15 protein-coding genes are annotated in these 14,659 nt (G+C 63.3%); 5 read left to right on the top strand and 10 right to left on the bottom strand.

Annotated elements, in window-relative coordinates; genetic code table 11:
• Window positions 1-81: 81 nt before the first annotated feature.
• A complete protein-coding gene (locus C9383_RS19630) occupies window positions 82-1,044 on the bottom strand; it encodes a LysR family transcriptional regulator (RefSeq protein WP_060753892.1) in 963 nt (320 codons plus the stop codon).
• A 182-nt stretch (window positions 1,045-1,226) separates the two neighbouring features.
• Here C9383_RS19630 and C9383_RS19625 point away from each other — a divergent pair, with 182 nt between their 5' ends.
• Genes C9383_RS19625 through C9383_RS19610 form a run of 4 tightly spaced genes read left to right on the top strand, consistent with a single transcriptional unit; the run spans window position 1,227 to window position 5,999 of the window.
• The gene (locus C9383_RS19625; RefSeq protein ID WP_090366666.1) at window positions 1,227-2,738 is read left to right on the top strand and encodes an efflux transporter outer membrane subunit; all 1,512 of its coding nucleotides are present in this window, start codon (window positions 1,227-1,229) and stop codon (window positions 2,736-2,738) included.
• Between the two features lie 10 nt (window positions 2,739-2,748).
• Window positions 2,749-4,938 (top strand): FUSC family protein, encoded by a 2,190-nt coding sequence (locus tag C9383_RS19620; protein WP_090366664.1) that lies wholly within the window; start codon window positions 2,749-2,751, stop codon window positions 4,936-4,938.
• Window positions 4,928-5,128: a DUF1656 domain-containing protein gene (locus C9383_RS19615; protein WP_060753889.1), complete on the top strand. Its 201-nt coding sequence runs from the start codon at window positions 4,928-4,930 to the stop codon at window positions 5,126-5,128. Before C9383_RS19620 ends, C9383_RS19615 begins: the two co-directional genes overlap by 11 nt.
• Window positions 5,129-5,138: 10 nt before the next feature.
• Window positions 5,139-5,999, top strand: a complete 861-nt coding sequence (locus C9383_RS19610; protein ID WP_090366662.1) for an efflux RND transporter periplasmic adaptor subunit — start codon at window positions 5,139-5,141, stop codon at window positions 5,997-5,999.
• Window positions 6,000-6,034: 35 nt separating this feature from the next.
• On the opposite strand, the gene C9383_RS19605 is transcribed toward C9383_RS19610, so the two are convergent.
• The 6 genes from C9383_RS19605 to C9383_RS19580 form a co-directional block, all read right to left on the bottom strand.
• Complete coding sequence (locus tag C9383_RS19605; RefSeq protein ID WP_060753887.1) at window positions 6,035-6,937, bottom strand: HlyD family secretion protein; 903 nt, start codon at window positions 6,935-6,937, stop codon at window positions 6,035-6,037.
• A complete protein-coding gene (locus C9383_RS19600; RefSeq protein ID WP_060753886.1) occupies window positions 6,934-7,686 on the bottom strand; it encodes an ABC transporter ATP-binding protein in 753 nt (250 codons plus the stop codon). The genes C9383_RS19605 and C9383_RS19600 overlap by 4 nt, the downstream gene beginning before the upstream one ends.
• 6 nt (window positions 7,687-7,692) lie before the next feature.
• Entirely contained in the window at window positions 7,693-8,823 is a 1,131-nt protein-coding gene (locus tag C9383_RS19595) for an ABC transporter permease (RefSeq protein WP_090366660.1), read from the bottom strand.
• Window positions 8,823-10,175, bottom strand: coding sequence for an efflux transporter outer membrane subunit (locus C9383_RS19590; RefSeq protein ID WP_174554047.1), 1,353 nt, complete (start codon window positions 10,173-10,175; stop codon window positions 8,823-8,825). The genes C9383_RS19595 and C9383_RS19590 overlap by 1 nt, the downstream gene beginning before the upstream one ends.
• Before the next feature lie 237 nt (window positions 10,176-10,412).
• Window positions 10,413-10,814: a hypothetical protein gene (locus C9383_RS19585; protein WP_060753883.1), complete on the bottom strand. Its 402-nt coding sequence runs from the start codon at window positions 10,812-10,814 to the stop codon at window positions 10,413-10,415.
• On the bottom strand, window positions 10,811-12,001 hold the full coding sequence (locus tag C9383_RS19580; protein ID WP_090366659.1) for an MFS transporter: 1,191 nt from the start codon (window positions 11,999-12,001) through the stop codon (window positions 10,811-10,813). The genes C9383_RS19585 and C9383_RS19580 overlap by 4 nt, the downstream gene beginning before the upstream one ends.
• A 111-nt stretch (window positions 12,002-12,112) precedes the next feature.
• On the opposite strand from C9383_RS19580, the gene C9383_RS19575 reads away from it, so the two are divergent.
• Complete coding sequence (locus C9383_RS19575; protein WP_090366657.1) at window positions 12,113-12,970, top strand: LysR family transcriptional regulator; 858 nt, start codon at window positions 12,113-12,115, stop codon at window positions 12,968-12,970.
• Here C9383_RS19575 and C9383_RS19570 read toward each other — a convergent pair.
• The 3 genes from C9383_RS19570 to C9383_RS19560 form a co-directional block, all read right to left on the bottom strand.
• The gene (locus C9383_RS19570; RefSeq protein WP_090366655.1) at window positions 12,967-13,779 is read right to left on the bottom strand and encodes an SDR family oxidoreductase; all 813 of its coding nucleotides are present in this window, start codon (window positions 13,777-13,779) and stop codon (window positions 12,967-12,969) included. The two genes, C9383_RS19575 and C9383_RS19570, sit on opposite strands and share 4 nt — an antisense overlap.
• Window positions 13,780-13,792: 13 nt before the next feature.
• Window positions 13,793-14,257, bottom strand: a complete 465-nt coding sequence (locus C9383_RS19565) for a hypothetical protein (protein ID WP_060753879.1) — start codon at window positions 14,255-14,257, stop codon at window positions 13,793-13,795.
• Between the two features lie 187 nt (window positions 14,258-14,444).
• Window positions 14,445-14,659: integrase core domain-containing protein (locus C9383_RS19560; protein ID WP_146164703.1), on the bottom strand; the 215-nt coding region annotated here is incomplete at its 5' end.

Raw genomic sequence — 14,659 nt, 5'->3', positions numbered from 1 at the left:
CCAGGCACCTCGGTCCTCCTGAAATACCGCGGCGTCTTTGTTGGGGCGGCTTTGCCACCCAGCGCGGGGCAAGCCCGCTCACTACAACGTCGCGAGGCGAACGCCGCTGCTCAGCTCATACGCGGCCAGCTCCGCCTGGTGCGCCGCCAGGATCTCCGGCAACGACCCGCGCAGGTATTCCACCCAGGTCTTGATCTTCGCATCCAGGTATTGGCGCGACGGGTAGATGGCGTACAGGTTCAGCTCTTGCGAGCGGTAGGTCGGCATGACCCGGACCAATGTGCCGTTGCGCAGGCCTTCGATGGCGGCGTACACCGGCAGCAGGCCGACGCCCATGCCGCTGGTGATGGCGGTTTTCATCGCATCGGCCGAGTTCACCAGGAACGGCGAGGTGTTGATCGCCACGCTTTCCTGGCCTTCAGGGCCATTGAAGGTCCATTTATCCAGTTGGATCACGGGGCTGACCAGGCGCAGGCAGGCATGGTTGAGCAAGTCCTGTGGGCGTTGCGCGCAACCCTTGGCCTTGACGTAGTCCGGTGAGGCACACGCAATGCTGTAGGTGATGCCCAGGCGTTGGGATACAAAACCCGAATCCGGCAGCTCGCTGGCCAGCACGATCGATACGTCGTAACCCTCATCGAGCAGGTCCGGCACGCGGTTGGCCAGGGTCAGGTCGAAGGTCACGTCGGGGTGGGTACGCCGGTAGCGGGCAATCGCGTCGATCACGAAATGCTGGCCGATGCCGGTCATGGTGTGCACTTTCAGTTGTCCGGCGGGGCGCGCATGCGCATCACTGGCCTCGGCCTCGGCTTCCTCGACATAGGCGAGGATCTGCTCGCAACGCAGCAAATAGCGTTTGCCGGCTTCGGTCAGCGCGATGCGGCGGGTGGTGCGGTTCAACAAGCGGGTTTGCAGATGGGCCTCGAGGTTGGAGACCGCGCGCGACACGTTGGCCGTGGTGGTATCCAGCTGCGCGGCGGCGGCGGTAAAGCTGCCGGCTTCGGCGACGCAACTGAACGCGCGCATGTTTTGCAAAGTGTCCATGGAGTGTTCTCAGGGGAGATGACAAATTGTGACAGAAAGTTACGCCGATCAGTGATCCCTACCAATGGATTATCGCCTGAACGGTAACAAAGATTCACAGGAATACCAGCTTATCGTCCTGCATGCCGCCGCCTAGAATTGCGCCACCTTCCCCGCATTACCACCTCAGGAATTCGCTTGCCGTGCCGTGCCGCATCAGCAGAGAGCTGAAGACTCTCAGTGTTTGGGCTTTATCGTTAGCAATCAGCGGCTGCATCGGAACCGGAGGCATTGCCCCACAAGGCCAGGTCCTCAACGCCAATACCCTGGCCACCGACGAAGCCATCCAGAACGCCGTCCAGGACGCCCACTGGCCCACCGCCCAGTGGTGGCAAGCCTACAACGACCCGCAACTGAACCGCTGGGTTGAACGTGCCACGCAAAACAGCCCGAGCATGGCCATGGCCGCCGCGCGGGTGCGTGAGGCGCGGGCCATGGCCGGGGTGGCCGAGTCGGCCGAGTCGTTGCAGGTCAACAGCGACACCACTCTCAAGCGCCACAACTGGCCCAAGGACCAGTTCTACGGTCCTGGCGAGTTGAGTGGCGCGAACACCTGGGACAACAGTTCCACGCTCGGCCTGAGCTATGCGCTCGACCTGTGGGGCCGTGAAAGCAATACCACGGAACGCGCTGTCGACCTGGCTCACATGAGCGCCGCCGAGGCGCGCCAGGCCCAACTCGAATTGCAGAACAACGTGGTGCGCGCCTATATCCAGCTGTCGCTGCATTACGCCAGCCGCGATATCGTCGCCGCCACCCTGGCCCAGCAAGAGCAGATCCTGGAGCTCGCCAATAAACGCCTTAACGCGGGGATCGGTACCCACTTCGACGTCAGCCAGGCCGAAAGCCCATTGCCGGAAACCCATCGCCAACTGGACGCCCTGGACGAAGAAATCGCCCTGAGCCGTAACCAGTTGGCGGCGTTGGCCGGCAAAGGCCCGGGGGAGGGCGCGATGTTGCAGCGCCCAACGCTGTCCCTCGCCGCCCCGTTGAAACTGCCGTCCAGCCTGCCCGCGCAATTGCTCGGCCAGCGCCCCGACGTGGTCGCCAGCCGCTGGCAGGTCGCCGCCCAGGCCCGGGGTATCGATGTCGCCCATGCCGGTTTCTACCCCAACGTGGATCTGGTCGGCAGCCTCGGCTACATGGCCACCGGTGGCACCGCGCTGGGCTTCCTCAGTGGGCAGAAATTCAACTACAGCGTGGGCCCGGCGATCACCTTGCCGATTTTCGACGGTGGCCGCCTGCGCGGGCAATTGGGTGAGGCGAGTGCCGGTTATGACATCGCCGCGGCCAAGTACAACCAGACCCTGGTCAACGCGCTCAAAAGCATCAGCGACCAGTTGATCCGCCGCGAGTCCATGGACAAGCAGGCGGCCTTCGCCGCGCAGTCGGTGGCGTCGGCCCGGAAAACCTATGACATCGCGATGATCGCCTACCAACGCGGCCTCACGGATTACCTCAACGTGCTGAACGCCCAGACCTTGCTGTTCCGCCAGCAACAGATCGAGCAACAGGTGCAGGCCGCACGCTTGAGCGCTCACGCCGAACTGGTGACCGCCCTGGGTGGCGGCCTCGGGGCCGGCAACGATGTGCCGCAACCGGCCAAGACCCTCCCGAGCAAGACCCCGGCGGCGCTCGCCGTGTTTGACCACTGAGTAGCCTGTGATGACTCCTTTGCCTGCACCGCTGCGCTGGCTGCACTCCCTTGAGTGGCGCCGTGGTTTCTTCGACTGGGCGCGCAGCGACGGCGTGACCTGGGTCTACATCTTCAAGGTGCTGATCGCTGCGTTCCTCACCTTGTGGCTGGCCATGCGCCTGGAACTGCCGCAACCGCGCACGGCAATGATCACGGTTTTCATCGTGATGCAGCCGCAAAGCGGCCAGGTGTTCGCCAAGAGCTTCTACCGTTTCCTCGGCACCCTGGCGGGCTCGGCGGTGATGGTCTTGCTGATCGCCCTGTTTGCGCAGAACACCGAACTGTTCCTCGGCGCCCTGGCGATCTGGGTCGGCCTGTGTACGGCCGGTGCGACGCGTAACCGCAACTTTCGCGCCTATGGGTTCGTGTTGGCGGGCTACACGGCGGCGATGGTCGGCTTGCCGGCCCTGGCCCACCCGGATGGCGCGTTCTTGGCGGCCGTATGGCGCGTACTGGAAATCTCCCTGGGAATCCTGTGTTCCACGCTGGTCAGCGCGGCGTTCCTGCCGCAGACCTCCAGCGCGGCAATGCGCAATGCCCTGTACCAACGCTTCGGCGTGTTTGCCTTGTTCGTGACCGATGGCCTGCGTGGGCGCAGCCAGCGCGAAGGCTTCGAGGCCAGCAACGTGCGTTTTATCGCCGAAGCCGTGGGCCTGGAAGGGTTGCGCAGCGTCACCGTGTTCGAAGACCCGCATATGCGGCGGCGCAATGGGCGCCTCAGCCGCCTCAACAGTGAGTTCATGAGCATCACCACGCGCTTTAACGCCTTGCACCAATTGCTGGAGCGGCTGCGCACCGATGAGGCTGACCACGTCGTCGCGGCGATCAAGCCAGGTTTGCAAGACCTGGCCGAAGTGCTCGACGGTTTTTCCGGCCGTGCCCTCACCAGCCCTGACGCCGCACGGCTGGCCAACCAACTGAGCGCCTACAAGGACGGCCTGCCGGCCACGGTGCGCAGCCTGCGTGCGGCCTTCCAGGAGGGCGAACCCACCGAGGCTGAGCAGCTGGATTTCCACACCGCCTACGAGTTGCTTTACCGCTTTGTCGATGACTTGCACAACTACGCGCTGACCCACGCTTCCCTGGCCGACCACAGCCACGCTCGGGAAGACTGGGACGAGCCCTATACGCCAAAGACCAACTGGCTGGCCTGCGCCGCTTCGGGGATCCGCGCGTCGTTCATCCTGATCGTACTCGGCAGTTACTGGGTGGCCACCGCCTGGCCGAGCGGCGCAACCATGACCTTGATCGCCGCCGCTACGGTCGGGCTGTCTGCGGCGACGCCCAACCCCAAGCGCATGGCGTTCCAGATGGCCTGCGGTACCTTGATCGGTGCGCTGGTGGGCTTCGTCGAAATGTTTTTTGTGTTCCCGTGGATCGACGGTTTCCCGCTGCTGTGCGTGATGCTCGCCCCCGTCATCATCTGCGGTGCGTTTCTCGCTTCACGCCCGCAATACGCCGGCGTAGGCGTGGGCCTGCTGATCTTTTTCAGCACCGGCTCGGTGCCGGACAACCTCACGATCTACAACCCCTACACCTTCATCAACGACTACATCGCGATGGTCATCGGCATGCTGGTGTGCGCGGCGGCGGGGGCGATCATTCTGCCGCCCAACAGCCACTGGTTGTGGCGTCGCCTGGAGCAGGACCTGCGTGAACAGGTGGTGTATGCGATTAGCGGCAAGCTAAAGGGCCTGGCGTCGAGCTTCGAAAGCCGCACCCGCGACCTGCTGCACCAGGCCTACGGCCTGGCGGTCGGCCAGCCGCAGGTGCAGCGCGACCTGCTGCGCTGGATGTTCGTGGTGCTGGAAGTCGGCCACGCGATCATCGAGTTGCGCAAGGAACAGGCGATCCTGCCGGTGCACCCGGCGTATGCCGAATCCCAGCCGTGGCGCCAGGCGATCCGCGTGATGGGCCGCTCACTGGTGCGACTGTTCCTGCAACCCAGCGCGAGCAACCTGGAGCGCGGCCTGATCGCAGTCGACCACGCCATCAGCCGCGTGCAGGCCACCGACGAACCTTTCGCCCCGCACTTCGACACTTCGGCCCTGCGCCGGGTGAAAAGCTATCTGCATTTTATCCGCACCTCGCTGCTGGACCCGCAATCACCACTGGCGGCCCTCAAGGGCGCCACGCAAGGAGTCACGCATGCCCCGTGAAATCGCGTTCCACGGCCTCTACATGCCGACCATGACCCTGATGTTCCTGATCGCGGCGGGGCTGGCCTGGGGCGTGGACCGCTTCCTGGCCGGGTTCGACCTGTACCGTTTTTTCTGGCACCCGGCGTTGTTGCGCCTGAGCCTGTTCGTTTGCCTGTTCGGCGCCCTGGCGCTGACCGTCTACCGTTGAGAATGCCCCGATGAAAAAGTTTTTCAGTCTGCTTGCGACCTTGCTGGTGCTGGCCCTGGCCATCTGGATTGGCCGCACGCTGTGGGTGCACTACATGCAAACCCCGTGGACCCGTGACGGCCGTGTGCGCGCCGATATCATCAACGTCGCCGCCGACGTGACCGGCGAAGTGGTGGACGTGCCGGTGCGTGACAACCAGCTGGTGAAGAAGGGCGACCTGCTGATGCAGATTGACCCCGAGCACTACCGCATCGCGGTCAAACAGGCGCAAGCGCTGGTGGCCTCGCGCAAAGCCACCTGGGAAATGCGCAAGGTCAATGCCCACCGCCGTGCCGACCTCGACGCCCTGGTGATCTCCAAGGAAAACCGTGACGACGCCAGCAACATTGCCGACTCGGCGTTGGCCGATTACCAGCACGCATTGGCGCAACTGGAAGCCGCCGAACTCAACTTGAAGCGCACTCAAGTGGTCGCGGCCGTCGACGGTTATGTGACCAACCTCAATGTGCATCGGGGCGACTATGCGCGCATCGGCGAAGCCAAGATGGCCGTGGTGGATATGAACTCGTTCTGGGTCTATGGCTTCTTCGAGGAAACCAAGTTGCCCCACGTCAACGTCGGCGACCCAGCCGATATGCAACTGATGAGCGGCGAGACCCTCAAGGGGCACGTGGAAAGCATCTCACGTGGCATCTACGATCGTGACAACCCTGAAAGCCGTGAGCTGGTGGCGGATGTGAACCCGACCTTCAACTGGGTGCGATTGGCCCAGCGGGTGCCGGTGCGCATTCATATCGATGAGGTGCCCGAAGGCGTGCTGCTGGCGGCAGGCATCACCTGCACGGTGATCGTCAACCCGACGACCCGTTGAGCAGGCCGCGTTGCACGGCCTGCCCAGGCAAACGCCTACGGGCCGAACCGCACCAGCATGCGTTGACCGACCCGCAGTGACGCCGGCGGGGGCTGGTCGAACGCCAGGATACATTCGACCGTACGCATGTTGGCCCGCACCTGGGCGTCGTCTTCAAGGGTGCTGTTGCCCAGCACCGCACTGATGCGCACTACATGGGCAGACAGCGGTGCCGAGCCCGTGCCGCTGTCATCCGTCACTTCGGCCCGCATACCGGGGGTGACCACGCCGGCAAACGATTCATTCAGCTCGGCTCGTAGGATACGCGGCTGGTTCGGTAGCAATACGAAGGCCGCACCGGATTGCGCGGAGACCGCCGCGCCGGGCTGGATCAGGCGACGGACCACTTCGGCATCGATGGGCGCGCGAAGGCTGCGCCGGGTCAGTTCGTAGCGTGCTGCATTGAGCTTTCTCGTCGCGATGTCGGCTTGCACCTTATTGGTTTCGCTCTCGTCACGCAGCCGCTCGACCGCCTCGTGGGCCTCATCGGCACTTTGCTGGTCGCCGGCGCCTGCTCCGGCGGCCAATGTCAGGCGCTTGGCCTTCTGTTCGGCGAACTTGAGCTGCCTGGCCAGTTGTTTGGCTTGCACCTGCACCTGTTGTTGCCCGGTCAGTGCAGCACCCACCGCCAGTTGTTGCAGCTCGCTGTCCAGGGTGGCGAGCAGTTGGCCTTTTTTGACCTGCTCGCCTTCTTTTACCTTGATCTCATTAACCACCGCGTCGGAAGTGAAGCCGAGCTTGAGCAGGCCGCCTTCCACGTCAATGCGGCCACGGGCGACCGCCAGGTAGCTGGGGGCCGATGCGGCGGGGTTTGCCGGTTGATCTTCACGGGAGCAACCCGCGAGCAACAACAGTGCGCTACTCAGAACCAGCCATGGGCGAAGCGAACGCGAGTTCATACAAAATGTTCCTGGGCACCGGCCAGCTTGGCGGGTGGGAAGGGTTGGGAGTGATCGTTCAGGATGCGGCCGTCTTCAATGCTCAGCACCCGGTCGGAACTGCTGATCAGACGCGGGTCGTGGCTGACACACAGCACCGTGGTCCCGTGTGTGCGTGCGATCCTGTGCAAAATGTCGATCACGATATGGCCGTTGGCGGCGTCGAGCGCGCTGGTCGGTTCGTCGGCGAACAGCAGTTCGGGCTCTTTGGCCACGGCACGGGCGATGGCGACACGTTGCTTTTCGCCACCGGACAATTCGGCCGGGCGCAGCTTCATGCGCGCACCGAGCCCGACTTCTTCCAGGGCCGCGATGGCGCGCTGGCGTACTTCTTTGTGAGGCAGGCCCAGGTAGCTCAACGGCAGTTCGACCTGTTGCAGTGCGGTCAGGGCCGGGAACAGGTTGAAACCCTGGAACACAAAGCCGGTGTGCTTGAGGCGAAAACGCTCGAGTGCCTGGTTGTCCAGGCTTGCCAGGTCTTGCCCCAATGCGGTGGCGCTGCCCTGGTCGGGGCGTTGCAAACCACTGAGGATCGCCAGCAGCGTACTTTTGCCGCAACCGGACGGGCCTGAGATCAGGGTCAGTTCTCCCGGCCGTATCGCCAGGGAAATGTCGTGCAGCACGGGCGTCACGATCCGGCCCGAGGTAAACGACTTGCTGATACCACGGGCTTGAAGCGTGATGGCGGTTGCCGATGTCGAGAGGCTCATGGGCAGTTATCTCAGAAGGCTTGCCGGGTCGGCGTGGCGTAAGGTGCGGATGGCCGCGAGGCCCGACACCAGTGCCAGGATCATGCTCAGCAGCACGCACGCCAGAGCCGCGCCGGGCGAAAGTTGCAACGGCACGTTGTAGTGCGCCGCCATGACAAAGAACAGCCCCGCCAGCACCGAACTGCCGAGCAACCCCAGCGCCCCGACCCAGAACGCCTGTTCCATCACCACTTTGCGCAGGGCATTGACCCCCACGCCAAGGGCATTCAGGGTTGCGTACTCGCGGATCGAACCGACAATGGCGGCTACCAGTGTCTGGCTGGTGATCACGGCGCCGACCAGAAAGACGATGCCTGCCAGAAACAACACGCCTGCACCGGCGCCCGTGTCGAACATCCAGTACATCTGCGAGCGCTGGGCGAACTGCTGGGCGGTCCAGACTGCGTAGTTGCCGAACCCGGCACCGCCGCCCAGGCGCGCGGCAACGGCTTCGGCCTGGCTCGGGTCGCGCACTTTGGCGACCAGGTACGTCATGCGGTCCGCCGTGGCGGTGGCGTCGAGTTGTTGCGCCGTGGCGAGCGATGCCAGCACGTTGACCCCGCCCAGCGCACGCAGGCCGCTGGTGACGCCGACCACATGCACGCGCTGGCCGTTGATGATTGCGCTATCCCCCAGCTTGACACCCAGGCTGTCCAGGTCGGCGCGGTCCACGATCACGGCGCCGGGCTCATCCAGGCGGGCACGCAGCTGGGGTGGCAAGGTCCGTTCAAACATCAGGCCGTGGGGGCCGGCATCAATGCCGCAGACGTAGACCGACACGCCACCGGTATCGCGTGCACCGCGCCAATCGGCATCCACCCAGCGGAACGACTCCACCCGCTGGATATCGGCATCCATGCGCAGGCGCATTTCTACATCGACATTGATCGGCCGCCCGAGGTTGACGCTTTGCGTGCCGGGATAACCGACCCAAAGGTCTGCCGTGGAGCCGGTGATATACACACTGGCACTGCCGAAGATGCCCAGTACCAGGGCCGTCTGGAGCAACTGCAGCAAACCGGCAAAGCCTACCGCGATGATCGCGGGCAGGAAGCGGCGCCACTCATGCACCAATGTCAAACGGGCAAGCGCCACCATCAGTCAGCATCCTTAAGCGTGGTCGCCGGTAACGGTGCGCCACCGAGCGCCTTGTAAAGCGCGACGTAGGCGACATCCCTTTGGGTGGTCGCGTTGTCGGCCTGTTGCTTGGCGCGCAGCGTTTCGACCTGGGCGCCCGTCAGTTCCAGCGGGCTCATCAAACCCAGGTGGACGCGCTGTTGCGCCGCTTCCAGGCGGCTACGTGTCGCGGCATAGACCTGTTTGGCCGACTGCTCGCGCAGACGCAGTTGCTCAAGGTCGCCCAAGGCGATTTCGGCTTCGGCAACGCCTTGCAGTACCGCTTGCCGATACGCCAGCACGGCGGCCTTCATCTGGTGATTCCTGGATTTGGCGGCGGCGGCCCGCTGGCCCCAGTCGAACAGCGGGATACTGATCCCGGGCCCGGCCGAGAAAATGCTGTTGCCGCTGGGCGTGTGCTTGCGATTGCTGGCAATGTTCAGCGACCACTGCAACGACGTGCCCAGGCTCAGGTGCGGGTACATTTCGGCACGGCTCAACCCGAGTTCACCGGCGGCGATCAACACCTCGGCCTCGGCGCCGGCAATTTCCGGACGTGTGCGCAACAGGTCCGCCGGCAGGCCGTTGAATTGCCGTTGGCCAAGTGTAGGGGCGGAGCCGGGTTGCAGCCAACCCGCGTCGGGTTCCGGCTGCCCGGTCAGTAGCGCCAATTGTTGCGCATGGCTGTTGATCAGTTGCCGTGGCTCGGTCAGCAGCATCTCCGTCTGCGCCAGTTCAGCCTCGGCGCCGGCCACATCGCCCTGAGGCGCCAGTGTGAGTTGCTGACGTACCTGCAACAGTTGCAACTTTTCATGCTGGGTGTCGCGCACGCTCAGCAGCGCGCGTTCTGCCTGTTGCGCCGAGCGCAGTTCGATCCATTGGCGCACGACCTCAGCCACCAGCGACACCTGCACGCTGCGCAAGTCGGCAACTATGCGCGCCTCGTTACCCTGGGCCACGCGGTCGGCGCTTTGTCCGGCGCCAAACAGCGGTAGTTCCCACTGCGCGTCAAAGCCGATCAGGAAGTAAGACGTGCTGGTATCAGGGCTGATCGCATCGTGAGTCTTGATCCCCAGCGAGGGCAGATACGGCGATTGCGCATGTTGGCGCAATACCCGCGCGGCCCGCAGGCGCTCGACGGCGGCGGCGACATCCAGGTTGTTTTGCAGGGCTCGCGCCACCAGCGCATCCAGCTTGGGGTCATTGAATGCGCGCCACCACTGGTTCAGGTCGGGGGCCAGCGGCGACCCGGGAGGCGGCGCGTTGCGCCACGCTTCGGGTGGGGTGGGTTTCAAGGCCGGCAAGGGGGCGACTGAACAGCCGGTCGTGACCATCAACAGCAGTGACAGTGAGCATAGCGTCCGGCAAGAGCGCGAAAGGTTAAAAGGCTTGATTGGTTTCACCCAGAAGCTTCCAGGACTGTTTTAGAGGATCGATGCGGACTTCGATCAACGACCAGCCGGATAGGGGCGAGGTGTTTGTTGAGTCAGGAATCAGGGCGCAACTTTACGCAAAGCGCCCGTTCAGGGTTGTAGCAAAATTGTATTGCTCTGTAATGAATGACCCTGGAGTCACGCCTGGCAGTAGGTTTCATGCAGGTGCCGCCATAGCAGCGCACCGCTGGCCTGCTTCTCGAACACCACGGTGGCCCGCCGATCCGTCCGGGTACCGCTGTCATCGATCTGAAGCTCGCGGTAAGTGACTGTCGCACCGTTGGCGTGTTGATCAATCCCGGTCATTTCGCTCAGGGTGATTTTCAACCCTGGACGCATGCCACCCAGGCGCGTGAACAGCGCATTGACCCCGGCCGCATTCACCCTGGCGCCGGTGGCGGGTGCCACCATGCTGAATTCGGGCGAGAAGCGCGCCAGCAGGCTCGGCAATGTTCCTTCAGGCGCCACTCCGGCAAACCATTGCTCGATCTGGATGTGGGTGTGGATCACTTCGTCGAAAAAAATACGGTAATCATTCATGGCTGTCGCTCACTGGCAGGATGAAGCAGTGCGCGGACTCTGGACGTATCCAGGCGTGACACTGCGAAGACGGGCAGCACGGTCAGGGCTGCGGCTATCGTGAAGGTTGTCGCGAAAGAATCCAAGGCCGACAACAGCGCACTGAGCGCCGCGGCGCCAAGGCAGAAGCTGATTTGCCGGTTGATGTTCCACAAGGCGCTGGCATGACCCATATGGGCGGCGGGAATATCCAGAAACGCCAGGGTTTGTGCGGTGCTGCTACACAGGCTGCCACCCAGGCCCATCAATACATAGGCAACAATAATCACGCTGGGTTCGGGGTTGTTCAGCCAGAGAATGCCGCCGCATTGCAGGGCCATTCCCATCAGCAACAAGGGTTTGGGGCCGCAACGATTGAACAGTTTTTTGCTGAGGAAAATGGCCAGCGCCGACGCCAGCGCCCACGGCAGCATCAGTGCGCCAGTGCGTGTTGCGTCATAACCCAGGCTGCGCAAATAGAGAATGGCGATCAGGCTGGTACCGATAAACACGCCGGGAATGAACAGATAAACCAGCATTGCCACCCGCAGCATCGGGCTGCCGGCTTGTTTGAAAATACTGCCGATGTCCAGCGCCGGGCGCACGGCGGTCGGCACGTCAGGTTTTATCCACAGCATGGTCAGCAACCCGGTGACCAGCGCCAGCGGCAGGTTGGCATAGAAGATCCAGCGCCACGACACGCTGTCGACGATCAGCCCGCCCAGCGTCGGCGACAGTGCCGGCACCAGCAACGCCACCGACATCACCCGCGCCGTCAGTTGGCTGCGCTCTGCTGCCGGAAATTGCCGATAAGCCATCGCTTGCCCCACCGGAATCAGCAGCCCGCCACCCAAGCCTTGCAACGCACGCCAGCCAATCAGCGCTTCGATCGAGCTTGCCTGGCCGGCCATTACCGAAGCCCCGGCGAACAACAGCAGGCTGCTGGCAATCAACGTGCGCTCGCCCAGGCTCGCCGCCAGCCACACACTCAATGGAATGATCAAAGTGAGGCCGAGCATGTAGGCGTTGCTGACCCACGCCAGCTGCGTCACCGAAGCCTGTAACTGACGGGCGATATCCGGGTAGGCGACGGTGGCGACAAACATGTTCACCAGGTCCAGGGCGAAGCCCAGCAAAAAGATCCAGGCGACTTTCGAGCGGTAGGTCATGAACGTGATCCTGCGAGTGAAGTGGGCAGGGTAGGCCACATGTTCACTTTGGAATACACCGGTTTGCCTGCTAGTTTGTCAAAAATATTTTGACAAATGAGGGGTTTGCCCATGGTCAGCCTGGACCGCTTCGACACCTTCAAAGCCGTGGTAGAAGCCGGCTCGCTCAGCGCGGCCGCCGACCTGTTGGGCCAGACCCGTGCCGTGGTCAGTTTCAACCTCAAGCGCCTGGAGGCCGAACTGGGTGTCACCCTGCTCACTCGCAATACCCGGCAACTGGCGCTGACGGACGCCGGCGAGCGCTTCTATCAGCGCTGCACGCGGGTGCTGCAGGAAGCACAGCTGGCGATCGAGGATGCCCGTTCGGAACATGCCCAGCTCAAGGGCACGCTGCGCATCACCACGACCGTGGACTATGCGCTGGCCGTGGTCGCCCCGGCGGTCGAGGCGTTCCGTCGGCTGCACCCGGACTTGCATATTCACTTGTCCACATCGTCCACCCATGCCGATTTGATTTCGGAACGTTTTGACGTGGCGATCCGGCTGGGGCGCCTTGCGGACTCCAATCACCGCGCCGTGCAACTGTCGACCTACGAGGTATTGGCGGTTGCAGCGCCAGCGTTTGCCGGGGTTCGAACCCTGGACGAGTTGGAGCGCTTGCCCAAGCTGGGGCATGGCCGCCTGACGGAGTTGAACGTGACCGGCCCGACCGGTGACCCGCACTCCTATCGCATCGGCCCGGCGGCACTGGTCGCCGACAGTGCCGCCGTGCTCCAGGCCTTTGCCGTGCGCGGCCACGGTGTCGCGGTGCTGCCGCAGTGGCTGGTGCAAGACGATCTGCGGTCGGGGCGCTTGGTGCACCTGTTGCCGGACCATCGCTTTGCGCCGCAAGGGGTTTATGCGATATATCCGGATACGCGGCATTTGCCGCAGAAGGTGCGGGCGTTTATTGATTTTATGAAAGGCTAGAGCGTCCGCGTCAGCCCGAAGCGTTTCATCAGGATTTTCTCCAGCAGCGCCTTGGGCAACAACGCGGCCATCAACGGCAACGCCCGGCTGCCGTTGCCCGAACGCAACAAGCGTGGTGGTTCGTTCTGTTGCACCGCCTTGAGCACATCCGCCGCGAATACATCGGCGGGGGTCGGCTTGTCCTGGGAGGCCTGGCTGCGCGCTCGAATGCCCTCGCGCAGCGGCCACCACGGCGATTGTTCGTTGATCAACAGCTCTGCCTGGGCGCCGGCATTTTTGGCGAAACGGGTGTTGATCGCTCCCGGTTGGACTTCCATCACCCGCACACCAAACGGCGCCAACTCCATGCGCAGTGCATCGCTCAAGGCATGCACGGCGGCTTTGGATGCGCAGTACGCACCGGCAAAGGGGGTCACCAACACGCCCGATACGCTGCCGATATTCACCACCAGGCCTTGGCGACGGCGCAGGGCGGGAAACAGCGCCTGGGTCACGCCGACGATGGAAAAAACGTTGGTTTCGAACTGGCGTTGCAAGCCGTCGGTGCCGCCATCGAGCAAGGGGCCCATGGCGCCATAACCGGCGTTGTTCACCAGCACATCCAATTCGCCCAGTTGTTCGGCCAGGCGCTGCAAGGCGGCACTGTCGTTGACGTCCAACGGCACGGCATTGAAGCCGGCCGCGGCCAGGCTGGTCACATCGTCCTGGCGGCGGGCGCTGGCCCACACCTCGTAGCCTGCGCTCTTGAACGCGTCGGCGAGGGCGCGGCCAATGCCGCTGGAGCAACCGGTGATGAGTACATTAGGCATGATCAGTCCTTTGTCAGTCCGAGAAACTGCCCTGCAGGTGCTCGGCGCGAAATTCCAGGGTTTGCGGGCGGTAGCCGGGGCGTAGCGGCGGCGTGGGCAGGCAGTCTTCCCAGGTCTCACCGGCCTGCAGTTCGCCGGGGCCGCGATAGCGTGGGGCGGCGTAGACGTTGTCGGCCAGGTTGACCGTGTCGCCGGGTGCATAGGCGGCCACGCGCCAGCGCAGTTCGGTGAGGGGCACGTCGTTGGTGTTCTTCAGGGTCAGCTTCAACGGGCGGTCAGCCTGGCAGTCTTGTGGCGCATAACTGATACGAAGCTCCAGGCGCGCCAATTGCGACGCTTCGCGATTATCCAGCCACACCACCCAGATCGCCACGCACCCCAGGCCGACAGCGGCGGCGAGGGAGACCGGCAGCGCCTTGGCGGGGTAGCGCAGCAGCAGGATCAGCCAGGTGATGATCAGGAGAACGCCGAAGAACATGGAGACCACCTCGAATAGGGAACGAGCATCCTAACTTAAGCGTAGGCGGGTTTGGGGTGCTTGAGTGCGATGTTGCCTGGGCTGATGTCATCGGGAGCAAGCCCCCTCCCACATTTTGATTTGTGAACACACTCAAGTGTGGGAGGGGGCTTGAACTGGTCAAGTAATCTTGGACACTGATTACGGTTCACGCCGCCAACCTTTCCTTCACGACCGGCGATCTGTAGTCGTTATAGCTGTGAGGCCTACTGATGTTGTAGCGCGAGACATAGCGCTGCACATCTGCCCGGGCCTCATGCTCCAGTTTGTAGCCCGTTTCAGGCACCCACTCGGACTTCAAACTACCAAAGAAACGCTCCATCGGGGCATTGTCCCAGCACTCGCCTTTACGGCTCATACTTT

Source organism: Pseudomonas palleroniana (assembly GCF_003031675.1).
Lineage (GTDB): Bacteria > Pseudomonadota > Gammaproteobacteria > Pseudomonadales > Pseudomonadaceae > Aquipseudomonas > Aquipseudomonas palleroniana.
This window is presented reverse-complemented; position numbering and strand designations above follow the sequence as displayed.